The 23,147-nt window shown below is 39.5% G+C and carries 40 protein-coding genes; 19 read left to right on the plus strand and 21 right to left on the minus strand.

Going from position 1 to position 23,147, the window contains the following annotated elements:
• Positions 1-46: 46 nt before the first annotated feature.
• Positions 47-1,477 (minus strand): exodeoxyribonuclease I, encoded by a 1,431-nt coding sequence (gene sbcB / locus F1325_RS07190; RefSeq protein ID WP_160230200.1) that lies wholly within the window; start codon positions 1,475-1,477, stop codon positions 47-49.
• Positions 1,478-1,654: 177 nt separating this feature from the next.
• On the opposite strand from sbcB, the gene F1325_RS07195 reads away from it, so the two are divergent.
• Positions 1,655-2,830 carry a tyrosine-type recombinase/integrase gene (locus F1325_RS07195; RefSeq protein WP_160230201.1) on the plus strand — a complete coding sequence of 392 codons (1,176 nt, stop codon included), beginning with the start codon at positions 1,655-1,657 and terminating at the stop codon, positions 2,828-2,830.
• Between the two features lie 373 nt (positions 2,831-3,203).
• Here the strand turns inward: F1325_RS07195 and F1325_RS07205 are convergent, their stop codons facing one another.
• The 15 genes from F1325_RS07205 to F1325_RS07275 all read right to left on the minus strand — a co-directional run bounded on the left by F1325_RS07205 (position 3,204) and on the right by F1325_RS07275 (position 9,815).
• Positions 3,204-3,410: a DUF4060 family protein gene (locus F1325_RS07205; protein ID WP_069367891.1), complete on the minus strand. Its 207-nt coding sequence runs from the start codon at positions 3,408-3,410 to the stop codon at positions 3,204-3,206.
• A gap of 7 nt (positions 3,411-3,417) precedes the next feature.
• The gene (locus F1325_RS07210) at positions 3,418-3,963 is read right to left on the minus strand and encodes a phage N-6-adenine-methyltransferase (protein ID WP_160230202.1); all 546 of its coding nucleotides are present in this window, start codon (positions 3,961-3,963) and stop codon (positions 3,418-3,420) included.
• The gene (locus tag F1325_RS07215; RefSeq protein ID WP_160230203.1) at positions 3,953-4,282 is read right to left on the minus strand and encodes a phage protein NinX family protein; all 330 of its coding nucleotides are present in this window, start codon (positions 4,280-4,282) and stop codon (positions 3,953-3,955) included. The genes F1325_RS07210 and F1325_RS07215 overlap by 11 nt, the downstream gene beginning before the upstream one ends.
• Before the next feature lie 335 nt (positions 4,283-4,617).
• Entirely contained in the window at positions 4,618-4,776 is a 159-nt protein-coding gene (locus F1325_RS07220) for a hypothetical protein (RefSeq protein ID WP_160230204.1), read from the minus strand.
• On the minus strand, positions 4,776-4,949 hold the full coding sequence (locus F1325_RS07225; RefSeq protein ID WP_244313548.1) for a hypothetical protein: 174 nt from the start codon (positions 4,947-4,949) through the stop codon (positions 4,776-4,778). Before F1325_RS07225 ends, F1325_RS07220 begins: the two co-directional genes overlap by 1 nt.
• Positions 4,950-4,984: 35 nt before the next feature.
• Complete coding sequence (locus F1325_RS07230) at positions 4,985-5,251, minus strand: hypothetical protein (RefSeq protein WP_160230206.1); 267 nt, start codon at positions 5,249-5,251, stop codon at positions 4,985-4,987.
• A gap of 85 nt (positions 5,252-5,336) precedes the next feature.
• Positions 5,337-6,212, minus strand: coding sequence for a RecT family recombinase (locus F1325_RS07235; protein ID WP_160230207.1), 876 nt, complete (start codon positions 6,210-6,212; stop codon positions 5,337-5,339).
• A gap of 1 nt (position 6,213) precedes the next feature.
• Positions 6,214-7,026, minus strand: coding sequence for a PD-(D/E)XK nuclease-like domain-containing protein (locus tag F1325_RS07240; protein ID WP_160230208.1), 813 nt, complete (start codon positions 7,024-7,026; stop codon positions 6,214-6,216).
• On the minus strand, positions 7,023-7,277 hold the full coding sequence (locus tag F1325_RS07245) for a hypothetical protein (protein WP_160230209.1): 255 nt from the start codon (positions 7,275-7,277) through the stop codon (positions 7,023-7,025). The genes F1325_RS07240 and F1325_RS07245 overlap by 4 nt, the downstream gene beginning before the upstream one ends.
• Positions 7,274-7,426, minus strand: a complete 153-nt coding sequence (locus F1325_RS19295) for a hypothetical protein (RefSeq protein WP_244313549.1) — start codon at positions 7,424-7,426, stop codon at positions 7,274-7,276. Before F1325_RS19295 ends, F1325_RS07245 begins: the two co-directional genes overlap by 4 nt.
• 327 nt (positions 7,427-7,753) lie before the next feature.
• On the minus strand, positions 7,754-8,695 hold the full coding sequence (locus F1325_RS07255) for a cell envelope biogenesis protein TolA (protein ID WP_160230211.1): 942 nt from the start codon (positions 8,693-8,695) through the stop codon (positions 7,754-7,756).
• A 112-nt stretch (positions 8,696-8,807) separates the two neighbouring features.
• A complete protein-coding gene (locus F1325_RS07260) occupies positions 8,808-9,092 on the minus strand; it encodes a hypothetical protein (protein ID WP_036935812.1) in 285 nt (94 codons plus the stop codon).
• A 17-nt stretch (positions 9,093-9,109) separates the two neighbouring features.
• Positions 9,110-9,298, minus strand: coding sequence for a hypothetical protein (locus F1325_RS07265; RefSeq protein ID WP_160230212.1), 189 nt, complete (start codon positions 9,296-9,298; stop codon positions 9,110-9,112).
• A 36-nt stretch (positions 9,299-9,334) separates the two neighbouring features.
• Complete coding sequence (locus F1325_RS07270; RefSeq protein ID WP_109395763.1) at positions 9,335-9,610, minus strand: hypothetical protein; 276 nt, start codon at positions 9,608-9,610, stop codon at positions 9,335-9,337.
• Positions 9,611-9,626: 16 nt separating this feature from the next.
• On the minus strand, positions 9,627-9,815 hold the full coding sequence (locus F1325_RS07275; RefSeq protein WP_160230213.1) for a hypothetical protein: 189 nt from the start codon (positions 9,813-9,815) through the stop codon (positions 9,627-9,629).
• Positions 9,816-10,191: 376 nt separating this feature from the next.
• Between F1325_RS07275 and F1325_RS07280 the strand changes: the two genes are divergently transcribed.
• Positions 10,192-10,371 carry a hypothetical protein gene (locus tag F1325_RS07280; RefSeq protein ID WP_160230214.1) on the plus strand — a complete coding sequence of 60 codons (180 nt, stop codon included), beginning with the start codon at positions 10,192-10,194 and terminating at the stop codon, positions 10,369-10,371.
• On the opposite strand, the gene F1325_RS07285 is transcribed toward F1325_RS07280, so the two are convergent.
• The 5 genes from F1325_RS07285 to F1325_RS07305 all read right to left on the minus strand — a co-directional run bounded on the left by F1325_RS07285 (position 10,372) and on the right by F1325_RS07305 (position 13,560).
• The gene (locus tag F1325_RS07285) at positions 10,372-10,548 is read right to left on the minus strand and encodes a hypothetical protein (protein WP_160230215.1); all 177 of its coding nucleotides are present in this window, start codon (positions 10,546-10,548) and stop codon (positions 10,372-10,374) included. It lies immediately after the preceding gene.
• Positions 10,549-10,709: 161 nt separating this feature from the next.
• The gene (locus F1325_RS19300; protein WP_239510903.1) at positions 10,710-11,021 is read right to left on the minus strand and encodes a hypothetical protein; all 312 of its coding nucleotides are present in this window, start codon (positions 11,019-11,021) and stop codon (positions 10,710-10,712) included.
• A gap of 1 nt (position 11,022) precedes the next feature.
• On the minus strand, positions 11,023-11,331 hold the full coding sequence (locus F1325_RS07295) for a hypothetical protein (protein WP_160230216.1): 309 nt from the start codon (positions 11,329-11,331) through the stop codon (positions 11,023-11,025).
• 478 nt (positions 11,332-11,809) lie between these two features.
• Positions 11,810-12,841 carry an SDH family Clp fold serine proteinase gene (locus F1325_RS07300; protein ID WP_080974777.1) on the minus strand — a complete coding sequence of 344 codons (1,032 nt, stop codon included), beginning with the start codon at positions 12,839-12,841 and terminating at the stop codon, positions 11,810-11,812.
• Between the two features lie 74 nt (positions 12,842-12,915).
• Entirely contained in the window at positions 12,916-13,560 is a 645-nt protein-coding gene (locus F1325_RS07305) for a LexA family protein (protein ID WP_160230217.1), read from the minus strand.
• Between the two features lie 105 nt (positions 13,561-13,665).
• On the opposite strand from F1325_RS07305, the gene F1325_RS07310 reads away from it, so the two are divergent.
• The 17 genes from F1325_RS07310 (at position 13,666) to F1325_RS07390 (ending at position 22,916) form a co-directional block, all read left to right on the plus strand.
• Positions 13,666-13,875 carry a helix-turn-helix transcriptional regulator gene (locus F1325_RS07310; protein WP_160230218.1) on the plus strand — a complete coding sequence of 70 codons (210 nt, stop codon included), beginning with the start codon at positions 13,666-13,668 and terminating at the stop codon, positions 13,873-13,875.
• A gap of 159 nt (positions 13,876-14,034) precedes the next feature.
• The gene (locus F1325_RS07315) at positions 14,035-14,382 is read left to right on the plus strand and encodes a hypothetical protein (protein ID WP_160230219.1); all 348 of its coding nucleotides are present in this window, start codon (positions 14,035-14,037) and stop codon (positions 14,380-14,382) included.
• 132 nt (positions 14,383-14,514) lie between these two features.
• A complete protein-coding gene (locus F1325_RS19305) occupies positions 14,515-15,336 on the plus strand; it encodes a replication protein (protein ID WP_244313550.1) in 822 nt (273 codons plus the stop codon).
• Entirely contained in the window at positions 15,336-16,061 is a 726-nt protein-coding gene (locus tag F1325_RS07325; protein WP_109391283.1) for an ATP-binding protein, read from the plus strand. Before F1325_RS19305 ends, F1325_RS07325 begins: the two co-directional genes overlap by 1 nt.
• A 17-nt stretch (positions 16,062-16,078) precedes the next feature.
• Positions 16,079-16,990 carry a recombination-associated protein RdgC gene (gene rdgC, locus F1325_RS07330; protein WP_160230220.1) on the plus strand — a complete coding sequence of 304 codons (912 nt, stop codon included), beginning with the start codon at positions 16,079-16,081 and terminating at the stop codon, positions 16,988-16,990.
• 516 nt (positions 16,991-17,506) lie between these two features.
• A complete protein-coding gene (locus F1325_RS07335; protein ID WP_160230221.1) occupies positions 17,507-17,728 on the plus strand; it encodes a MarR family transcriptional regulator in 222 nt (73 codons plus the stop codon).
• A complete protein-coding gene (locus tag F1325_RS19545) occupies positions 17,715-17,948 on the plus strand; it encodes a DUF551 domain-containing protein (protein WP_160230222.1) in 234 nt (77 codons plus the stop codon). Before F1325_RS07335 ends, F1325_RS19545 begins: the two co-directional genes overlap by 14 nt.
• A 183-nt stretch (positions 17,949-18,131) precedes the next feature.
• A complete protein-coding gene (locus tag F1325_RS07345) occupies positions 18,132-18,581 on the plus strand; it encodes a hypothetical protein (RefSeq protein ID WP_160230223.1) in 450 nt (149 codons plus the stop codon).
• On the plus strand, positions 18,574-18,780 hold the full coding sequence (locus tag F1325_RS07350) for a hypothetical protein (RefSeq protein WP_160230224.1): 207 nt from the start codon (positions 18,574-18,576) through the stop codon (positions 18,778-18,780). The genes F1325_RS07345 and F1325_RS07350 overlap by 8 nt, the downstream gene beginning before the upstream one ends.
• Positions 18,777-19,226, plus strand: coding sequence for a hypothetical protein (locus tag F1325_RS07355; protein ID WP_160230225.1), 450 nt, complete (start codon positions 18,777-18,779; stop codon positions 19,224-19,226). The genes F1325_RS07350 and F1325_RS07355 overlap by 4 nt, the downstream gene beginning before the upstream one ends.
• Positions 19,213-19,347: a hypothetical protein gene (locus F1325_RS19475; RefSeq protein WP_160230226.1), complete on the plus strand. Its 135-nt coding sequence runs from the start codon at positions 19,213-19,215 to the stop codon at positions 19,345-19,347. The genes F1325_RS07355 and F1325_RS19475 overlap by 14 nt, the downstream gene beginning before the upstream one ends.
• Complete coding sequence (locus F1325_RS07365; RefSeq protein ID WP_160230227.1) at positions 19,319-19,912, plus strand: recombination protein NinG; 594 nt, start codon at positions 19,319-19,321, stop codon at positions 19,910-19,912. The genes F1325_RS19475 and F1325_RS07365 overlap by 29 nt, the downstream gene beginning before the upstream one ends.
• 177 nt (positions 19,913-20,089) lie before the next feature.
• On the plus strand, positions 20,090-20,929 hold the full coding sequence (locus tag F1325_RS07370; RefSeq protein WP_160230228.1) for an antitermination protein: 840 nt from the start codon (positions 20,090-20,092) through the stop codon (positions 20,927-20,929).
• A 416-nt stretch (positions 20,930-21,345) separates the two neighbouring features.
• Positions 21,346-21,654 carry a phage holin, lambda family gene (locus F1325_RS07375; protein ID WP_208797913.1) on the plus strand — a complete coding sequence of 103 codons (309 nt, stop codon included), beginning with the start codon at positions 21,346-21,348 and terminating at the stop codon, positions 21,652-21,654.
• Positions 21,647-22,051, plus strand: a complete 405-nt coding sequence (locus F1325_RS07380) for a structural protein (RefSeq protein ID WP_160230230.1) — start codon at positions 21,647-21,649, stop codon at positions 22,049-22,051. The genes F1325_RS07375 and F1325_RS07380 overlap by 8 nt, the downstream gene beginning before the upstream one ends.
• A complete protein-coding gene (locus F1325_RS07385) occupies positions 22,048-22,500 on the plus strand; it encodes a lysis protein (protein ID WP_160230231.1) in 453 nt (150 codons plus the stop codon). The genes F1325_RS07380 and F1325_RS07385 overlap by 4 nt, the downstream gene beginning before the upstream one ends.
• Positions 22,497-22,916, plus strand: coding sequence for a hypothetical protein (locus tag F1325_RS07390; protein ID WP_160230232.1), 420 nt, complete (start codon positions 22,497-22,499; stop codon positions 22,914-22,916). The genes F1325_RS07385 and F1325_RS07390 overlap by 4 nt, the downstream gene beginning before the upstream one ends.
• The last annotated feature ends 231 nt before the right edge of the window (positions 22,917-23,147 follow it).

Raw genomic sequence — 23,147 nt, forward strand, 5'->3', positions numbered from 1 at the left:
AATTAAAGAATAAAGGCAGGATAAAACCCGCCTTTTATTTTATCAATTAGCTCGCAATCTCTTGAGCATATAAATAAAGCTCTTGTAGCTGTTTTAATTTTTCCTCGTTATCGGCATGTTCTTCAGCTAATAACTGAATAGTATTAATATATTCGGTTAGTTTTTCTGGCGTTAACATCTCTTTTCTATGCGCCAACCAACGTTGTTGTTCGTCATAATTAAGCGTTGAAGGATAATTTCTTGCTCGATAACGGAAAAACAGAGGTTCCATTCTCGCATCTTCAAATGTTAAGTCTAAAGCGGGTAAATTCTGTGGTTGCGTTGAGCGAATAATCTCCATCGCACTACGATCATTTTCACTGAAAAAACCATTATAAATTTGTGAATCAACATTATCAGAGACTACAAAAGGTGTTTGTTGTGCAAATATTTCCACGACTTTATTGCGTATTTCAGGATGAGAAAATAATAGTGCCTGGTTTTTTAAACAAGTATCAACATCTAAACCAATTCTATCTGCATCTTGCTGTCTTAATGTATTTTGCGGTGCCACAATGGGGCATTTATTAATATGCAGTAATTTAATTGGAACTGGTGGCTCATCGACTGATAATTCACTACGTGGTGTATATAAACGTTCACGCAATTGGTCTGAATCGAGTGTTAATAAAGGCGATATATCTGCGGCTAAGTCGCAAACAATAACTGCATTGCGATTATCAGGATGCCACGCTAATGGTGCAACAAGGCTCAAATTAGAGCGTGCGGCACCAAACATACCTGAAACATGCACAATCGGTGTCATTGCTGGAATATCAATTAGCGCCTGTACTTTGCGTTTATCGCGTAAATTAAAGAAATAATCAAACATGCGCGGTTGAGCTTGTTTTAATTTTTTTGCCATCGCAATGGTGGCATAAACATCAGACATCGCATCATGTGCATTCTCATGAGAAATACCATTTGCTTTGGTTAATAATTCTAAACGGAAGCTTGGAAAACCGTCTTCATTTTCAGGCCAAACAATACCTTCAGGGCGCAGTGCATAACAGGCACGTAAAACATCAAGTAAATCCCAACGTGAATTTCCTTTTTGCCAACTATAAGCATAAGGATCATAAAAATTACGATAAAGGATATTTCGTGTGACTTCATCATCAAATCGAAGGTTGTTATAGCCCATAATACAACTATTAGGTTGGCTAAAAGCTTGATGAATTTGACGAGTAAATTCGGCTTCAATCACCCCATTTTTTGCCGCAACTTGTGGCGTTATTCCTGTGATCATCACGGCTTCTGGGTGAGGCAGATAATCATCATTAGGCTTGCAATAAATAACGAGAGGATCTTCAATAATATTGAAATCCATATCGGTTCTTACACCCGCAAATTGCGCAGGGCGATCAAGTGCTGGGTGCGTGCCAAAGGTTTCGTAGTCATGAACATAGAACGTTGGTTGTTTGATTGTGTTAGTCAATGTTATCTACCGTAATAATTTATGTTTTAATTCATTGATTTATTGCTATTTATAGCACCTTGATATCAACTATTTCGCTCTTTTGGGTGCTAATGTCCTTTACTGTCCAGTATCGTCCATGCCATATTGAGTACAGAATGAGTACAAAACTACAAAAAAGAGTGAGTACAAAATATTATGGCTCTTAGTGACACGAAGCTTAGATCTATTAATGGTAAACCATATTCAGGTAAACCAGAAGTAGCTGATGAAGATGGTCTCAGCGTTAGGATATCTCCAAAGGGAGTGATTACCTTCCAATGCAGATATAGATTAGATGGAAAGCAGCATAGAATTAGCATTGGTAGATACCCAATAGTTACTCTTAGAGATGCTAGGGTAAGGGCTGATGAAATTAAGGAGTGTGTTGCTAGGGGAAACGATCCTAGACATCATGATGGGAAAGAAAGCAGAAACATTGTTACATTGCATGACTGCATCTCTTATTGGAAGCAAACCTACTTCCCGCAACTGAGAGAGAATACAATACTATTGTATGAGGCTGTTGTTGTTAAAAATACCAGAAATATCTTTACTGGCATTGATATAGAGGAGATATCCTCTAAAAACTGGATGGATTTATTTTTGGCTTTCGAAAAAGAGAACCCCAAGAAAGCAAGAACTATATTTGTACAGCTAAAGTCAGCTATAAATTGGTGCATTAGAAGGCAGTTTATTAACTCATGCGAGTTGATGAAGATAAGCCCAAAAGATATAGGTATAAGAACAAATAAAGGCGAGAGGGTTCTGACATATAATGAGCTTGCTAAAATATGGATAGCAATAGAAAGAAGCAGAGCGTCAACGTCTAATAAGCTTTTGCATCAAATGGCCATGCTATGGGGATGCAGACTATCAGAACTCAGAAGATCGAGAAAGTCAGACTTTGACTTGAAGGAGAAAGTATGGACTATTACTCCTGAATATAGCAAGGCAAAAAACACAATAAGAAGACCTATATTTGATGGAATAGAGCCATTATTAAATAAGGCACTAATCACATACAAAGATTATTTATTCCCAGGGCAAGATATTAGCAAGCCAATAACAATAGCTGCTGCCAATAGATATGTTGGAAGAATAAGAGATGAAATGAACTTAGAATACTGGAGAACTCATGATTTTAGGCGCTCTCTAGCTACTAGGTTATCAGAGGAGGGTGTTGCCCCGCATGTCATAGAGAAAATGCTAGGGCATGAGCTTGGTGGGATCATGTCTGTGTATAATAAGCATGACTGGATTGATGAGCAAAGAAAGGCGTATGAGATACACTTTACTAAAATAATGGATCACGTTAGGGAGTTATCTGACTAGCACCGCCGTTTTTAATCCACTTATAAACATCTGTTCTCAGGTATGCTTTAGGTCTCAATCTAATAGGGCGAGGAAACTTCCTTCTTCGCTCGTAATCCCATAGTGTTTGTCTGGATGAAATACCTAATTTATTCATTACTTCATCACTAGTCATTAATGTTCTATCCATCTTTCTCTTCCTTTTGTAATTTCCGTAGGTAATACGATAGGATCATCTTGTCCTGATAGTTCATGTGATTTAGAGGCTTAAACTTCGGTGTGTATTTATCGAGGATCTGAGTGGTCAGTTTGTCGCTTGGTATTCCGTGGCTTCTGAGCTCAATTAAGCATTCCTTTGCTATTTGCCTTCGTGCGTTTTCCATTGCCTGTGCATTCATAGCCTTTGCCTTTTATTGCGCAAAGTGACCATATATGATTTACGACAGTTTTCTATTTCGACGGGATAAATATTCTTTCCTATCTTTATTTTGTGGCTAACGATTATTCCAGTTCGATTATATTTCTTTTTATGGGCTTCCAGCGCCTCATTAATAGCAATCCTTTCTGTGGGCGTGACTTCACCTCGAATTATTAATCTCATAATTCACCTATGCTATTTTCCATTCATTTAATATTTTATTGCCGATATTAATTAACTCGTCTCTATCGACAGTATTAATTATCTTTCGTGGTTTGATGTATGGTCGCCATATTAAAAGCATTGAGCCTTTATTATTTCCATTAACTGGTTTGCTTGTTCCTGCATTAATAAAAGATATTCTTCCTCCTGTAATTAGTCTTACTTCATCAACTGTTTCTAATGCAGAATTAAACCAACCGACAGAAGTATCAGCAGGAATTAACATCACGATAGGCTGTAATTGCCTTTTACATTGTTCGGCGGCTTTATTAATCCAGGGCTGAATATCAGAATAGGGTGGGTTTATCCAAATAGCACCATAACTTTCCCAGTCGCAATTTAACGAGTCGTCTTTTTCGGTGAGGTAATGAGAGCAGAGTGCATTATTTTTATCGGCGGCAGCATCTAAATAGAAACCGAATTCAGCGTCCAGTGCTGTGAATAAAGGTATGGGAGTTTGCCATCTATCACGCAATTCCTTTGGTGTGTGGCTACCTCCGTAGTCAGCCTTCATTCTCCGCATCCTTCATAATCAGAAAGCAAGTCATAGCTGCGCGATAATAGTTTTTATCGTAAACCTCAAGTTCACCTTTGCTTTCACAAATATGACTCGCAGACCAGCCAACGATATTACCAATAAAATTCATTCCTATTTTATTTCCAATAATAATCGGCATTGCGTCAGATGGGTTGTTGCAAGGGGCGAAAGGCGTTGCATCCATATCATCAAACAAAACTATTTCAGTACGTTCGTATGCAATTGTGTTTAATTTAAGACTCTCAGCAACCTTTTTATTAATCTCGAAGTCAGATAGTTCGGTGTATCTATTCATTGATTAACTCCCAATATTCACAAGTATTTTTATTAATAATTCCGCCTGCTTCCAAGTGACCAATCACACAACTAACCTGACTCCTTGAATAATCAGGGCTGCATAAGTGATATAGTTCGTCTGTGGTAAGCTGATTACATTGAAGAACTTCTATTATTCTCTCTCTTAATTTATTCATTCCCTCATCACCTCTCCACAAATAACCTCAACATTCCTCACTGACATTAAATATTCAGCACGTTTATTGCATTCCGATTGCGTGTATATATCTTCCGTTACAGGCACAGCAGAACCCTGTATTAGTATGAGTAATACATATCCGATTATTTGCATGGTTATCTTGTTTTATATGAGCTGGCTACTTTGAATTTAGAATTTAAGTTATTAGCTCTTTTTTCTGCATCTGAATATGAAATAAATCCTTTCTCAATCATATTTCCATTTAATAAAATAACTGGTTTGCCGTTAATTAGTTCGGGCTTGTATTTATCCATCACTCCACCTCATTCAACATGTCAAACCCTGACTTTGTTAATGTCCAGCCAATGATTGTTTGTCTAATTAACCCTTTTTTCTCAAAAGATTTAAGCGTTCTGCCATCAACTCCAGTCCCAAACTTGTCTCTCACAATGTCTAATGTTTTAATTTGCTTATCTGTTAATTTCATATTCATTCCTCTTCATTGCATCCCTGAGAGTTAAATTAAAAGATAATTAAAGCTGTCGCTAAAAATGCACCTTTAACATCTTTATTTGATGGATAGTAATATGCTGAATAACCATCACGAGGAACTGCCTTGTAATAACAAACATCAACGCGATCGCAATTAACCCATTCCGATTTATCGCTTTCACAAATAATGTTTTCTTTAATTGCAGTGTCGATAACTTGCTCTTTGGTTTGGCTGCCTTGCATCATCAAAATAGTTTCGTCATTAGAATTTAGTAAATCCACTGTTTGCTTTTTCATATCTATCTCCTGTTTGCATCCTTGCACTGAATCCGTGGGTTAAATAAAGGGTAGGGTGTGTTTCATCCTTGAAATTAAAAATCCATTAAATAACACCCATTAATTCATCTTTGCGAATTTGATAAACATCAGTCGCCTTTGAGAGCAGATCAGACTCATTAGCCAGCCATTTACCTGCGTATCTGTAAAGCTTATTGAGTTCATCAGTTGTTTTTGCACTGCTTGCCGCGTTAGTGAAATCAGATAACAACTCATCGGGCGTGCGTTTATCGGCTGGCTTTTCTGTTTCATCATTATTTTGTGGTTTGTTGTTAATCAAATTATTAAGTGACTGCTTTGTTGTTTTTGGCGTTATATCCCTTGCCGTTCTAGGCTCTGAATCAAATTCGTCAGGTGTGTAAACTCCGAGGATAACTTCGGGGCAATAAAGGCGAGCCCAATACTTAACTGCTAGATAGGCAATCTGCTGCTTTGGTGCTGTTTTCCATAACGGTGAATTTCTGGTGGTGATATCAATCATATAAAGCGGCTCACCCCATGTGATTTCATCCTCACCATGAAGAATGGCCCCAACCTGAACAAATAACCCGGCTTCGTCAGACTTGTCTTTTGTTCCCGTTATTCGCTCCCAATCACCGCCATATCGGTAATGAAATCGACCATTAACAGCTTTTGAACTTGTAACAACAGCGTTGACTAGCTGAGCCTCGTAGCCGAGCACGCCATTAACTAAGTGGGTTTTTTGAGCTACCGCATATGGATTCATTCGCCATTGAGCCGCCTGTAACGCCACAGCTAAACAATCCGCTGGCTTGCCTGCTAAATGTCTCGGAACAGTAGCAACACCTTGAGACATAATCTCTGCAAATGCCTGAAGCTTTTGTAATCCTGATGGGCTGAATATTGCGGTTGATGTGTCAGCCTCATGTTCTGTATTGATAGTTGTTATTTCTTGAGACATATTAATCCCTCCGTTTAGCCCACGCAGGGCGTGATATAGGTTCTATGCCGCCCCAGTCATCATTGATACGGCACTCATGAAAAGTATGTAAATTTTGTTTGAATAAACTAAACCCAACATCAACGTCCTCTGAATCTAACTCAAAGACGTGAACTGGATATCTTCCACAATCAATTGTTTCGCTTACAGCAAGAAAGAGGAAAATTGGTGACTCCCCAAAATGTTGCAAATAACCTTCCTGATACATTGCATGCTGAACGTGATAGCGAAACTCTTCGATGTGACGATCAAATCGACTCATATCGGCTACTTTTTTTACATCGATAATTACTGGCTGATTTGATAAAAACTTGTCTGGTCTAATCCTGCATAATTCTTCCGTGTCTGCATCTTCCCAGTAAATTGACGCCTCGCTATAACCGTCAGCCTCAAGAAAATACCTTGCCGCGTGGTGGGCGAGGACACTATCACGCATTATTTTCAGCTTCCGATGCTGTTCGTGATCCATTACAGTCTTCCCTGAATCATCACATTCTTTTAGAAAGTCCTTTTCTTCCTGCTTACCATCCTTCGTCCTTCTGTTAAATTCAGGAGCCTCAATGAACCTATTTAAAAATTCATCTGGCTCTAAAAGTAAGCAGTGAAGGGCGGTACCCATATCTAAAGCCTTCAACTTTTCCGTGTCTAATGGTGCATTTTTCTTCCATTTATAAAACGCAGGGCTTCTTGCTATATCGTCCAACTGAGATTTACTAACCCCTAATCCATGGTGATAGTCCTCATTTGAAATGTCGTAATAGATACCGGGTTTCATCCTAAAACCTCTTTATCTATCCCGATCTGAATAGCTGTTCTAATTCCATCTAAAACTGCATCCAGTGCCTGAGGGCTGATTTCAAATACTGGATTTAACTTCCTTGCCAAATCCATGCACAGTAGTTCTTCGGGCAGGCTATCCATGACATCATCAACTGATATTTTCTCTTCCTGAGAATTAACAAACGCTTGTTTTTCCATTTGGCGTTCGTACCAGTCGTTTCTGAGTCCGTAGGTGCTGGTAATCACGCAACCCTCCTTAGCTTAGAAACACGTAATATCCTGTTAATAAAGGCTTCCTTACCAATCGCATTGATAGTCCGCTCAAGCGATTCATCGTCACAATCGAGTGCATATTCCATTGCCTCAACTGAGTCAATTTCCGTTAATTTAGCCAACTCAGCGAAACTTCCTGTCTCAATACTAAGCTTGCTACTTTCGTCAAATTCCATGACTGTCTTGCCGTCTACTACCCGAGTTCCGTTCGAGTAGCTGTATGAAATTTGCATAATCACCTCAGCTTACAAATGTCGGTATTACGCCAACGGTTGTCACAATGACCACAGCTAAACTGAACAACCATGGACTTGTACGTTTGTTTTTACGTGCTTGAGGCGTAGTGATACGCACCGCCATGCAATCACGCATAGTGATGTAATATTCTGATTTCATTTTTACCTCGCTAGGTGGGCGATAGGGTGGTTATCTGGTGTTGGTGCAGTGGGTTAGTAGTGAATTTTTACGTTTGATACTAGGTTTTTAGCGATAGCGATAATGCAATTCTTAGCACACTCTTCTGGAATACCAGCATCAATTAAATCTTGCATAGCTTGATTGTTAATTGCTTTCTGATGCTCCTTATCAGCCTGACGTTTAGCTTCTTCCTGACGCTTACGTTCAACTTCTGCTAATCGCGCTTGTTCTGCTTCTTGTGCTTTCTTGCGCTCAGCTTCGATAGCTGATTGCTTCTCGCGTTCTGCTCGTTCCTGAGCTTCTTTAGCATCACGCTCTGCCTTTTCCTTGGCTTCTTTTGTCGCTTGCTCTGCACGTTGAATTGCTTCCTGCTTTTCACGCTCTGCACGCTCAGCGGCTTCTTTTGCTTCACGCTCACGCCGCGCTGCTGCTTCAATTTCTTGCCGTGCTTTACGTTCAGCTTCGAGTCTTGCTTGCTCAGCAGCTTGTCGCTTCATTTCTTCTTCACGAGCAATGCGCTTGCGTTCTTCTTCGGCTTTGCGTAAATCAAACAATTCGTTCATTTGCAGAGCTTCTTCGTGATCAACTTCGATTTGCTTCTTAAGTGCTTCGGCTTCTTCGCGAGCTTTTTCTTGCTCTTCCCACTCTGTTAGTGGCTTTCGAATACCATCACTCAGTGAGTCAAGTTCGTCTCGAAATAGCTTACGTGCGGCATCTACTTTCTTAGGTAATTCTTTCAGGTCATCAACAACCAGCTTGCCAGCCTTATCAATAGCTGTTTTTGTTTGAGTTACTTTGTATGCCAGAGAAGCGAATGCTTTTCGGTTTTTAGCCACAGATAAATCACTATCGAGTTCTTTTCGCTCTTCTTCTGCAAGAGATTTAATGTGCTCTAGCATCTGATTTACTTTTTCTGGTGCCGTAAACAAATCTAGCGCCGTAGCTTGTTCAATTACGACTAATTCATTTGCCATTTTCTATGTTCCTTATGTGCGTATTCCTCACTATTAATAGCGATATGAATGATTAAGTGGTGGGTTACTGCTGACCGAGGGCTTTTGCGATTGCTGCCATACTCCATCCTAACTATTTCATCAGTCCGTATTCATAATTAATATTGTTAAGACTTTCCCTGTCTGACTCTATGTAATAATCCCATTTCTCTTGGTCTTTATGCTCCCTGACCAACTGCCAATGCCAGCCTATTTTTGACTTAACCCTGCGAACTTTTCTTATTACAGTTTCGTCGCAATCGAATATGACGCCATAGCCACTACCAAGCTTGCTACGTAACACATCAAGCTCAACACTAACAACTCTAAATAATTTCGGCATGGGTAGCTTTTCATTGTGGAAATCATCTATTGTCATACTCCCTCCGTTATTAACTAGAGATACTCAAGCTCCCAAGTGGGATGATAGATATCTGCATAATCATCGCCATCCATTTTTATTTTCAGGCTAGCTGAGTGAACTCCAACTATTGTCCCTTCTTTTGAACCATTACCGAATGTATATCGAACACGGTCGCCTTTTTTAATGTTTAAGCCGTAAGTCTCATTTATGTAATCGAACATATCTCTATCTCCCTCCGTTATTAACTAAACACGATGCTAATCATCAAGCTTGAGTTTTTGAATTAAGTTACTCACCGCGGTATCTACTGCTTCCTGATCGATGGTGTCGAATAGCTTGTTGCGTGCTTCTTCCGCTTCATTAAAGCTTTCCTCATCATCGTCGTCGTAATCTATCCATAATCCAAAATCTACCGCGAAAAGTTTCTCTGGCCAGCAATATTGCACCCCGATTTTTGACTCATCGGCGTCATGAGCTTTCTTGATTAGAATTTGACGACCGTGTGACTCAAACTCCTTAAACCATATTTCCATCTCTATCTCCTATCTATTAATCACCAAGCCATTCAAGATGTTGCAATTCTTGAATAACTCGCTCGTCTGTTGGCTCTCTGTTTTCTTTATTGCATTCCTTGCAATTGGTTGCTGCTACTGGTTGCCCCATGCAACCACATTCACGACCGGAGCAGCAGGTAATAAACTCAATGCCGTCTTGGCAATATTTGTTGCTACATTTCATTGCAGCTCCTATCTATTAATCAACTCACCACAGCCCACTAAGCAATGAACTCTGGTTAGTTGCTCATATATCGTCATGGGCTAACGCTATTCAAGCCATGAATAGGATCGGCATAATATTTATTTTTCTCTCAGTTTAGATTTGAACACTTACATAAATCCTCCGATTCAAACGGTGCTTGGTAAATATGTCGAGACCGATTTATCGACTTTGGTTTATTGGTCTAAAAAAGTTATCTCACCACAGCCCACAGAATGGACTGTAATTAGTTAACTGCGCCTGCTTTTAACCACGTCAGGCGAGGTGGTTCCTTACTTTCCACAGTCAAGGAAAATTGATATATTGGTTATTCCACAGTCAAAATAAGGAATGTTTTATGTCAGATGAAGTGAACCCATCCCTTAATCCAACAAAAGCTGCGTATCAATTAACGTTAGAGATGATTAAAGCTGGATCTTTTACCTCTGAATCACATGGCGGAAAAAGAAAAGCCAGTGATGTAATTGAATTCTTTGATGCAGTCAGAGATAGGTTTATTGAGCTTGGTAAAAAGTAATTAGCTTTCGTATAGCTTAATAAATCCAGTAGCTATGGTTTCAGCCAGATTTGATAGTCTGGCTTTTTGATCATTTACATATTCGCCATCAACGGCGCCAGCCTCTCTAACAATAATTTGCTTGTATGCATCAAGCGCCGCCTGCCTTACGTCAACTGGTAACTCTTCAAATTTCATCTTATTTCTCCTATCTCGCCGTAACCCCGAACTCACTGCTCGGCTGTTTTGTTTTAACTCCTGAAAATACTGCTACATTAGGTAAGCAACAGTTATCAGGTGCGTTTATTTAGGTAATAAAAAACCCCGCAGTTGCGAGGTCTTATGTTAGTTGGTGTAATTCACCATTTTTTATTTGGATTTCTTTGATGAGCATGATTTACAACTCTATTCATAATGTCATCTTTAGGTGCGTTATCTTTTGGCTCGCAGTCTCTTGGTAAAGCCCCGCTCATTAAGGCTCTATCGGTTGCTGTTAATGTTCCATTAGGTACTTCAATTGGTTTGTATGGGTCAACAACAACGCTAGGATCTGTTTCTTTAGCTATAAGCGCCTCAGCTCTTTTTAACTCAATTAGCTTTCCTCTAGCCAAATACCTACGCATTTTAGAGTTAAGCTTTCCTGTTTGAGGAAGATACTTTATCTTCGCCATGTTAAGCCCTCGCAGTTACTTCTCCAGATTCTAACAGCGTACCAGATTTTCTATATTTAGCTGAGTAAATACTAGAATTTGGCAAACAAGTGTTATCTGCTGAGTCATAAACTTTAGTGCTACGAATTGAAATTGCTTTCTCAACTCGGCTAATAGGTTTTGTTTCAATCACTGGCATAGTGGCATTTAGAATTTGTTCTATTTGCTCATTAGCCAGCTTTTCAGCTCTCTTTCTTGCTGCATATCTATTTGCAGAGTTACCACGCAAGTGTTCAGGTTTACGTGACTTTTTAACTGTAATAGTTGCCATATATCCTCCAAACAGTTGGCTTTGGTGATTGGTGGTAGCGCACTCATCTACCATTCACGCTAAGCGTGGCGATTACCAATCCCAAAACCTTCTGAGAAGGTTGGCGCTTCAAGAGCGCCACCGTTCTGATGACTAATACACAGCTCGCCATCATCGTTGTTAAAGAACATCAACGTGCTGTGTTCCGTTGATGGATAGTATATTCACAAATTGTGATTTTAATGTCAACCACAAAATGTGTTTATTTGTTTGTTTTTAAATTAAGCCGATGATTTGAAATATAAAATAAATGATAAATAAACACGAAATGTGTTGTTGATCACATAAGATTGGAATGCAGATCACTTCTTTGGAGGGGAGAGGGCACAAAAAAAGCCCTCGCGAGGAGGGCTTTTTATTGTATTTGTATATAGAAAACCCTCGGCTATGCCAGGGGATATTTATTTTATTTTTTTACAGATAATAATGCCTATGACTTTCATGAAGTTTTTCTTTTACTTCTCGGTTTTCGGCTTTCTTCAGTTCCTGATTCATTTCCTTGTTCTGAGTGCTCACTATTTTCACCAGATCTATCTCCGGTTGGTTCGCTCTCGACAGCGTCTGATTCAATGTCATTATTTCTGTTGTCATTTTCTTGATTCTCGGTTTTTGGTGTTTCGTCAGCAGTTCTTTTTAGAAAACTTTCAAAATCTGATACGAAAGGTGTGCCACCAATTATATTTGGGTCTTTTATGATCCATTGGCTAATCATATTATAAACATTGGCTGACAATCCATCAGGACAGTTTACATTATTGAAAAGATCTTTGGCCTCACTTCTATCTATTACAAATCCATGTGATGGATAGTTAACTATTAATTTAGTTAGTGATCCTTCTTTCAGGTTATTAGATTTTTTTGTTAATCGCTCACCGTAAGATAATGCAATTCCCATAGCTCTTTGATGTTCACCAATTTTATGTGGATCAATTTGGCTAGCTATTGGCTGGTATAAATTACTAACTAATTCTGATGCTATGTCTGCTGATAGTCTAGTGCTAATTCCTCTGCCATATTTTATATCAGTGAGATATTGTCTAAAGGCCGATAAAGTGCGTGATTCTAATTGATCTACAGCTTTAAAGATATCAAGAGTTGAGCTAGACTCTCCCATTTCATCAGCTTTTCTTAGTTGTATATCAAGAGGTCCTAATTCACCTCGGTCACCAATAATTAGGTTATCAGCAGAAATAACAGCTAATGTTCCTGCGCTCTTACATAAGCTTGGCACAAGAACTGATACATTTCCAGTATAATAATGTTGCAGAGCTCTACCAATTCTATATCCTGCATCAGGATCGCCGCCATAAGTAGAAATACATAAAATTACATGTTCACGCTTTTTATTGGCAGTTATTCTATTTTCAATTTCTGTTGATAATTTGTTGTATCCAGCCCTTGTTATGTCCCCTATGTACACATAAACATCAGTATCATCAATAGTATCATGGACACCAGTATCTTTTTCCATATTATATTCCTTTGTGTATAAACCAGATCCCATTTGGTGTGTAGAAAAATAAATATAACTAATACCTTATTGTATTAAAACGTGTCGTCAGGCCATTGTGACTTGATTACCTTACCTATGATTGTGCAGTTCCCGTTAATAGGGATCAGGTCGAAACGAGGGTTTAATGGCTCTAGATACTCATTACCACCATCTCTAATCAATCGTTTGAATGTGAACTCATCATTTAGCAAACGAGCGACGCAGAAATCTCCGAACTCTACTTCTTCCTCAGGATCAACCAGAATTAGCATTCCTTCAGGAAAACTTGGCTTACCTCCTGGTGGTGCTGTCATTGATTGACCTTCAACTTCTAACCAGAAAGAGCGTTCACTGGCTTTCTTAGCTGTTGGTATCCACGACACAGCATCTTTCTGAGTGTATGAGTTAAATTCTGTTGCGAAAGCACCAGCCTGTACCTTCGTGAATAGAGGGTATTCATAATTTTTGATCACTTGATCACTTTGACTGCCAAACATTAATTCGGCAGGTGATATACCAAGAGCTTCACTTATAACAATTGCATCATCAGCGCTAATCTTACGCTCTCCAAGCTCATAGTTTCCTATTCTTGACGCAGCAGAGTAACCACACAATTTAGCTAATTGAGCTTGACTTAGGCCTCTTGATTCACGAATGGATTTTAATCTTTCGCCAATAACTTCATTTACTTTTTTCATGTATACCTTTTAACACAAACCGTGATAAATGTATTTAAACGTTTTGTGATTGACAGTTAATCACATATTGTGTGTAATAGTGAAATAAACAAGGAGGATACACACATGAACAACATCGCAGAACAGCGAAAAAAACTGGGAATTTCTCAAGCTGTTTTAGCTTCATCAATAGGATGGGGACAGTCACGAATTGCTAACTATGAGTTAAGCATTAGAACTCCCAGCTTAAATGACTGCCGAGTCATTGTTGAAGCATTACAAAAATTAGGGGCAAATTGTTCTTTAGATGACGTTTTCCCTCCAAAAGTAGCTTGATTTCACCACGTTCTTTAACAACCGCAGGGCTCTTGACTGCTACGGCGCCATTCTTGAAGTGGCAGATTTACCTACCAAACAATCCGCTCATATGGAATGAGCCACGGATCATTACTGCTGTTCCCAATATGGGAAGTAATCTAAGAAGGAATTTAACAAATGGAACTATCAAAAACTATCAAAGTTGAATGCTCGTCAAATGAATTGATGAGCTTCTATCTAAAACAAATGTATTCAGTCGGAAATAACGGACTAGCAAAAATTCTAGGCGTTCATCCATCAACTTCAAGTCGTGATAAAAATCGAATATTTGAACTTGCTTGCAAAGCAATAACAGAGCTTGGATTACCACCTGATTCAGTCGCTATTAGTGAGAAACCAACAAAGGTTGTCATTGAGGGGGATTACGCAGAGAGATTGATTCAGATGCTTGAAGGGAAGGGAAAGATTAAAAGAAAAGCCCCAGCGGTCACTGAGGCTTCTCAACAAATGGACTTAACCATTTAGACTAACCAATACACTGTATCAATAACCAGTAATTACGACAAGGGAAATTTAGGTTTCTCTTGTCTGATACAGCTAATTAATGGAGTAATTATATATGAATTCTGTTTACTTAACAAACAGATGGAGGTTGCTATGACAGTAGTCAAGAACATTGATTTTGTTAACAAGCAACTGATACCAGACAAACCAGAGGTTAAAGTGGCTGATCTTGATAACGGCTACTTACGGGTAGCTAATGAAATTCAAGATGCTTTATGCGAACTCCAGTTAGCAGGTAGAGAGTGGCAGGTTCTTAATGCCATTATTCGGCTTACTTGGGGGTGGCAAAAGAAAGAAGACCGCATTCAAAACATCTTGATTGAAGAGAAAACAAAATTAGGACGCAATCCTGTATCTGAAGCGGTTGGCTCTCTTGAGTCGCGGAGAATAATTAACGTTAGAAGAATAGGGCAAAACAGATACATTTCTATCAATAAAAACACCTCAGAATGGGTATACACGAAAACAAGGAAAACTATCCCCGAAAACGAGGATAACCATCCCCGAAAACGTGTAGCGGTATCCCCGAAAAGGGGGATCACCAAAGACACTATACCAAATACAGTAAAAGATATTAAAACCCCTATATCCCCTAAACAAAAATCTACGCCTAAAAAACAAAGTTTCGATCCGCTTAGCGTAGATATACCCAGCTGGTTAAATCCTAACACTTGGAGAAACTGGGTTGGGTACCGAAAGGAAATTAAACAACCGATAAAATCTAAGCGAACTCTCGATGGGCAAATAAAACTTCTTACTGAGTGTTATGAGTTGGGTTTTTCACCTGAAGAAATAATCAATAACTCGGTTACTAACGGCTGGCAGGGATTATTCAAGCCTAAAACGCCATACCAACAACCTAATCGAATTATTCAACCTAGCCAAACTCAAGAATTCATACCGGAGAACTTCTAATGACAGCAACGGCAACACTGGCGCGATTAAAACGCATGATGCCAGAACACATCAAGCCAAAGTTCTCAACGGCTGAAGAACTTATGGCATGGCAACGAGAGCAGGGTGAAATTGACTCTAAGCGGATCGCAGATGAAAACCGTGTAACTCGATTGAATAAGATTATGGGGCGTTCTGGTATCAGCCCATTACACCAAGAATGCACATTTGATAATTACCAAGCCACAAACGCTGAACAGCAAAAAGCACTTCACAAAGCGAAAAAGTATGCCGAGGAATTCGGGCAGTCATTCGGTGGTTTTATTTTCAGTGGAAACCCTGGCACTGGAAAAAATCACTTAGCCTCAGCAATTGGTAATTACATCATTCAAAACGGCAAAAGCATTCTGATTGCAACACTACCAGACTTGATGATGAAAGTGCGTGACACCTACCAGAAAGACGCAAAAACAACAGAGTCAAAACTGATTGATGATCTGTGCGAGGTTGATTTACTTGTTCTTGATGATGTTGGTGTTCAGCGTGAAAACAAAAACGAGGAGTTAATTATTTTCCAAGTGGTTGATCGCCGTTTAGCTAACAAAAAACCGGTTGGAATATTAACAAATCTTAAATTTGATGAACTTGGTCGCGTTCTTGGTGAGCGAGTCATTGATCGACTGAGAATGGGAAATCCAACAACAATCAATTTCACATGGCAGAGTCATCGCCGTCTAGTTAAATAAATTCTAAGGAAATAAATATGAACTTTTTCAAAAATGCGATTGTATATCGTATGACTCGTGATATTCAAATTTCAGCAGAACAGCTTGAAGATGCATTAAAAACTTTAGCATTTACACCATGCAGTAGCCAAGATATGAGTCGCTCTGGTTGGGTGTCACCACTTGGTAATCACGGTGAGATGTTAACTCACGTTGCTGGCAATCAGATTTTACTCTGCCTCAGAAAAGAAGAAAAAATATTGCCATCGACAGTTATCAAGGAAACTCTACAAGGAAAAATTGAAAAACTCGAAAGTGAGCAAGGTGTTAAGCTGAGAAAGACAGAAAAAGCGACATTAAAAGATGAAGTCATTCACTCTCTCTTACCTCGCGCATTCAGTAAATATTCTCAAACTCAGATCTGGATTGACTTGGATAAGCAAAGAATTATCGTTGATGCCAGTAGTTCTAAACGCGCAGAAGATTCACTTGCGTTACTTCGTAAGACATTGGGCTCATTGCCAGTCATTCCACTTCACACCGAGCAACCAGTCGAGCTAACACTTACCGAATGGGTTCGTAATAATGATACTCCAGCAGGATTTATGCTTCATGACGAAGCTGAATTAAAAGCGGTGTTAGAGGAAGGCGGTATTGCCAAGTTTAAAAAGCAAGATTTAGCTTCAGACGAAATTGCCACTCATATTGAAGCAGGAAAATATGTCACTCAGTTATCTATGGATTGGCAGGATCGCATCAAATTCACGTTAACAGATAGTCTTATGCTTAAGAAAATCAGCTTATCTGATGTTTTGAAAGAGCATAACGACGACATTCATCATGATGATTATGCTCAACGATTTGATGCTGATTTCATTCTGTTTACTGGTGAATTTTCCGTGCTGATCGATGAATTAGTGTCTGCGCTAGGTGGCGAAGCTAAGGCTTAACACGCAAGAGGATTTTTAGATGAAAGGAATATTGTTTCACAAAGATTATCCGTATCCAGATTTAGACTACTGCTACAAAAATTACGATAAATTAATTGATAACCAGCAGTGGATAAATACCCCACTCATAAATATTTCAGAAACCCCTCTTAAAATTAAAGTTACTCCACTGAGAAGAAAATTGGATAGATGCTTTCCAAGGGGAAAAGCATACATGCGAGTTAGTAAGTGTGAGTTTATGGCTGGCAATTAGGCGAGGTGTTGAGTGATGAAATGGTATCAGAAGGCACTCGTCAGGATATTTAGTGGCAACACACTGACATTTCTATTTCAACTTGTCGCTTGGGGTTCGGTATCGCTTTTAATCGCGATAGATAAGTTAGGCGAGTTTAATCTTCATGTTTATCTAGGTTCATTGCCAATAGTGATTATTCAGGCGTTAGTGATGACATGTCTATTCAGGTGGTTGTTTAAGTTTTGCACCAAGAATATCAATATTAATTAGAGGATCTTTAGATGAAAGGAACAGAACTTAAAAAACTAATGTGGCTCTATGCTGATGAAGCAATGACACGGAAGCGTAGATATGTGAGAGGCGGAAAAAAGACAGCAGATCGCAATCGAAAAATGCATAAGCCGTATCGTTGTGAAAGGGTCATGAATCGACTTTTAAGAATTGATTCTGATGCGTTTGTTAAAAGACTAAACCGAAAGGAGGCATCTAATGCAGGGAACTAATTGGGTTAAGGTGAGTGAGAGATTGCCTGAACTAAATCGAGCGCTACTAATAATTGCTAACGGTAAATTAAGGAAAGTAACTTACTACATGGATATTGTCGATTGCGCTGAATCATATCGATTTTTCCAAGTAAGCGATGGCAGTGATGACTATGAGCTTCTTCACTGCGTTACACACTGGATGTATGTAGACAGTATACCAATGCCAGAGGGTGAATGATGAACCTGTTAATTCATTTATTTCATAGTAGATGGGTGTTGATTAAATGGTGCAAAAATAACAAACCAAGTTGTGATTTAGCGGAAAATATCATTAGGCACTACGGCTTGAGTGGCTGTGTAGCTAAAGATGTTAAACGCATATGTAACAGGAGAGCTAACAGTGAGTGATAAGGAGATGTAATTGACAAATGATATCTGTCTCCACAAATCCAACCTCAAAGGCATTTTCAAAACCCTCTCAGAAGTAACAGAAACCGGTAAGCGTTACCGAATCAAAATCACCGAATGGCGTGAACTCAGAACAATACCAATGAACAAAACATGGCGAATGTGGGTAGAAACCACAGGCGACTGGCTACGTGCGCGTGGCGTTGTCATTGATATTAAAAATGGTGCTGGTGAGGTTGTTCTATCAAAGCCAATCACTAACGAAGAAACGCATGAGTATTTTGTCGGCCACTGGCTTGGCCGTGATGAAAACGGAGAGCGTGAGAAAACTAGCAGGATGGATAAAGCGAGGATGCTCATCATGATGGAGAAACATGAACAGTGGTGTATTGAAAAAGGCATTCCAATCATCATTCCAAACGACAGCGAATACATGAAACTTAAGGATAAACAAAATGAGTAAATACGATAGACCATGCAAAGGCGTAACAATCGACGTGTATGACGTTTTAAAAGCATTTGAAGTAACTAACCCAGCATTACAGCATTTAATTAAAAAAGCTCTCTGCGCTGGATTGAGAGGGCATAAAGACAAAGAGCAAGATTTATGTGAAGTGCTGGCGTCGGCAAAACGGGCTATTGAGATGGAGACTGAGAAATGACTGAAGAACAGTACAGGACTTATGCGCGAGTGATAGTTGTTGGTCGTGAATTTATCTCATTTAATCACAACACCATTTCATCGGTAACAGGATTAACACCTGCAAGGGTAGGAACAATTCTAAGAAAGTTACTTGCATTCCAGTGTGTAGAACATGTTGAAACAAAGAGCCGTAAACGCACTCGCCCAATTAATAACTATGCAGTAACAGACGATGCAATCACTCGACTGAGAGGACAGTTTGAAAAAGAGCGTCTGGCTAACCTTCCACTTTTCCCAAAAGCAAAGAAAGTTGAAGCAAAGAAGTCTAGAAAAGTGCTGGATGATTTTATGTGTGGATTGTCATTTGTCGATAAAGCCAACGTATCAGGCATGGGTAATCCGATGTTGATGAAAATAGACTCGTTACTCAAAGGGGTTCGCAATGAACTGCATGTCATGCAATAGACAGCTAACAGATGATGAGGTTTACGTGTGTGCCAAGTGTGCTGATGAATACGCTCATTTGGAAGTGATGGATAAAACCAAAGGAGAGGGAGATGCAGAAACTAAGGCGACGGCGCTGTAAAATATGCCGAGAGTGGTTTCACCCTAAATACAGTAACATTTGGTGGTGTTGCCCAGAACACGGAGCAGAACTGGCAATAAGGCGAACAAACAAGGAAAAGGAAAAAGTATTAGCGAAACGTAAAAAGGAGCAAAGAGAAAAGGAAATCAAAGCAAAAGACAAGCTCAAAGTCCGCAAGCTAGCAGTAAAACCCCTCTCATATTTCACTAAACAAGCACAGACCGCATTCAACGCATTCATCAGAGAAAGAGATAAGGACGAGCCTTGCATCTCGTGTGGTCGTTTTCACGAAGGTCAGTATCACGCGGGACACTATCGAACCACAGGAGCAAATCCAGAGCTTAGGTTTGATGAAGATAACGTCCATAAGCAATGCGCACCATGTAATAACCATCTATCGGGAAATATCGAAAACTACACACCTCGACTAATAGAAAAAATTGGTCATGAACGTTTCGATCGTCTGATGGGGTCTCATGAATTGCCAAAGTGGAAACGCGAGGATTATGAGCGGATACGTGATCACTATCGGAAGAAGTTAAAGGAGCTGAAAGATGTTCACTGACTTAATCGCAGCTATTGAAGAAGAAAGATATTTAAAATCCAGATCAGGCGGTCGAGTTAACTTCTGTGTAATCCAGATTGCTGAATGCATGGAAGTATTATGCGGGCTGATGGATGGTGTCAGGATTTTATATACAACTGCGAATGATGATTATCACACAGTATTACCGGAGGCGAGATGAGACTTGCAGATTTACCAAAATATTTTTCACCAAAAAGCATTATGTTTAGTGACTCTCCATCTGCAACAGCGACTGATAATCTAACAATCACTGATGTAATGGCCTCGCTTGGTTTGGCGACCTCTAAAGCGAGAATGGGGATTGAGTTGTTTTTGGCGAAACAAGGGATCAATCAACCAACTGAAGCAGTGGAGAGCATTCATCAATATGCAATAACTCAGGCTCACAAATATAGTGCTATTGGAAAACTTAGTGAGAATGATAGAGGAACACTTCTGCAAATACTCGCAAATTATGCATTTCAGGATTATGCAAGAAGTGCAGCCAGTAAAAAGGCATGCCCTGATTGTGACGGTGGGTTTATTGAGGTAGAGGTATTTACCACTAAGCAGCACACTCACTTTGCAGCTAAAGAGATTATTAAATTCAGTAAGAAAATGGGAGTTAAAATAACTCCATCTGACTATTCAAAATACAGGGAGGTTAGAGAAAAAACTAAGGTGATTTGCAAAACCTGTAATGGGAAAGGTGAAGTGAGTCATTCGTGCCGATGTAATGGCAGGGGTGAAACTTTGGATAAGATGGAAACGAAAAAACAAGGAATTCCAGTTTTTAAAACTTGCCCTAAGTGTTCAGGTCGTGGCTACTCAAGATTGCCAGCAGAAGATGTTAGGCGAGAGATATGCTCAAAATTATTTGAACTGCCAGAAACGACTTGGCGTAGAAACTTTAAACCATTCTACGAGATGTTGATTCAGGAATGCTTTAAGGAAGAGACTAATGCAGAAAAAGTTCTACAAAATGTAACAAAAAGAGAAATCGAATGCATAAATTAGCTGATAAATAGAAATTAGTTGATCTTTTGGCGGGGATGGGCTATCGTGATTCTAACGATGGGTTATTGCCATTTCGTTAACGTTAAAAGAATTCAAGACCTCGCTTCGGCGGGGTTTTTTGTTACAGAAACAGTGCCCCTCATAGTCCCTACGCAGAATGGAGAAATCTGGTTTGCGATACACTTGGGGCTTTCTATTTTAATTCCCCCGAATTCGAGGGAATAGCAACCTGTAAATAATCCTTACAAGTTCACATGTTCGGTTATTCCGAACAACTCATTTCAAAGATCGCTTAGGCGGTCTTTTTTCGTATATGCCAACCACAGAATCAATCACAACACCTAACATTCACACAAGAGCTGTGAGTCGGCACCTTATTAACTAATTCCTCCAAATAGGGGGTGAGTATGCAAAATATGAAAGAAACCCCTGAGCTTTGGGAGCAGATATTTAATCAACTATATCAATATAAAGACCAAGGCATATTCGCTGGACTCGCTGGGAGTGTTGCCATACTGCGAGGTTTATATAACGGCGGTGGGTGGAAGAAAACACTCTTAGATGGGGTCTTATGTGCATTGTTTGCATGGTTCGTAAAAGACCTATTAACGCTGTTTGGACTAAATCATGAGCTAGCGTATCTGGCTAGTGTGTTCATCGGTTATATCGGTGTGGACTCAGTAGGTAAGATCCTTAAAGGTAAGGCAGGCTTGAAAAATGACTAGACCAGCACGCGGTGAACGTAATAACAACCCAGGCAACATTCGACATGGTTCAAAATGGCAAGGACTATCCGCACAGCAAACAGATAAAGACTTCTGCCAGTTTGTATCACCTGAGTATGGCATTCGTGCAATCTATAAGTTATTGCAAACATATCAAAAGAAATACGAACTCAACACTGTCGAGTCGATTATCGATCGGTATGCGCCACCAAATGAAAACAACACAGTTGGCTACATCAATCGAGCAGCTAAAGATATTGGTGTTAGCGTAAGCGAGCCTATCAACGTTTCATCAAAACCGGTTGCTATCGCATTGGCTACGGCGATTGTTGGCGTTGAGCTTGGGTATCAGCCATACAGTCAGAAAGTCTTTGAAGATGCTTGGTTGTTGTTATGAGTAAATTAACATCGTGGGTTCCAATAGTTTTATTTAGCATCATGCTAGCTTCTTTATACCTTGTTACTAAATCAGTAATAGAGCTAAAGAAAGAAAACCAATCGCTCACTGAACAACTTTCACAACAAGTCGAAATCAACAAAGACTATCAAGCCCGTATCACTCGACTAAATCAACTCGATATTCGTTACTCACAGGAGTTAGCTAGTGCAAAGAATGAAATCAACACTCTTCGTGATGCTGTTAACTCTGGCAATAAGCGGGTGTATGTCAAAGCCGAGTGTCCAGCAGTCACCAAGAATTCCACCGAAAGCGGAAGTAATGAAACCTCCGCACGACTTAACAAAGCAGCTGAACAAGATTATCTACGTCTCAGAGAAATGATTGTCGAGAACGAACAGCAAACGTTGTATTTGCAGGATTACATTAAAACGGAGTGTTTACGATGAGCGAGCAAGCATCAAAGGTGCTGATTGATTTACTGGAAAAGGCATCTAATGGTGTCGATTCTGCGGTTGCATTTAGTCAGGCGCAAATTCCTGAAGTTATTAGTCAGTTATTAGCATGGAAGATGGCGATGGGTATCATTTGGTTTGCTTTTGGCTTGGCGACTATTGCATTCGCTGTATTTATTCCCGTATGGGCTGGTCGCCAGCGTCGAAAAGGTGCTTTATGGACTTATTATGATGGAGATGCTCGATTTAATCTGAGTTCAATTTCGTATGATTTCATTAGAACACCATTTCCACTTGGCTTGCTTTTTATCGGCGTGCTCATTTCAGTTGTGAGCTTAAATTTTTGGCTGAAAATACTAATAGCTCCGAAGTTATATCTAATCGAATACGCAGCTTCACTAATTAAGTGACAAACAATAAGGCAGAACAAAACAAACCTCGCTCAATAGCGGGGCTTTTTAATGGAGAAATATCATGGCAGTACAAGGTTCAGATAATCCAGTTAAATTCCGTGAAGAACTGGATAAAAGCATTCCAAAATAATAAAAAAAGCCCAGCATGGGGGCTGGGCAATACCAACAAGATATCAATCAAAGTATAGCGATGTTTACTTAGTATAGCTTAAGTAAGTGTATATACCA

Source organism: Proteus columbae, assembly GCF_009914335.1.
In the GTDB taxonomy this organism is placed as follows: Bacteria; Pseudomonadota; Gammaproteobacteria; order Enterobacterales; family Enterobacteriaceae; genus Proteus.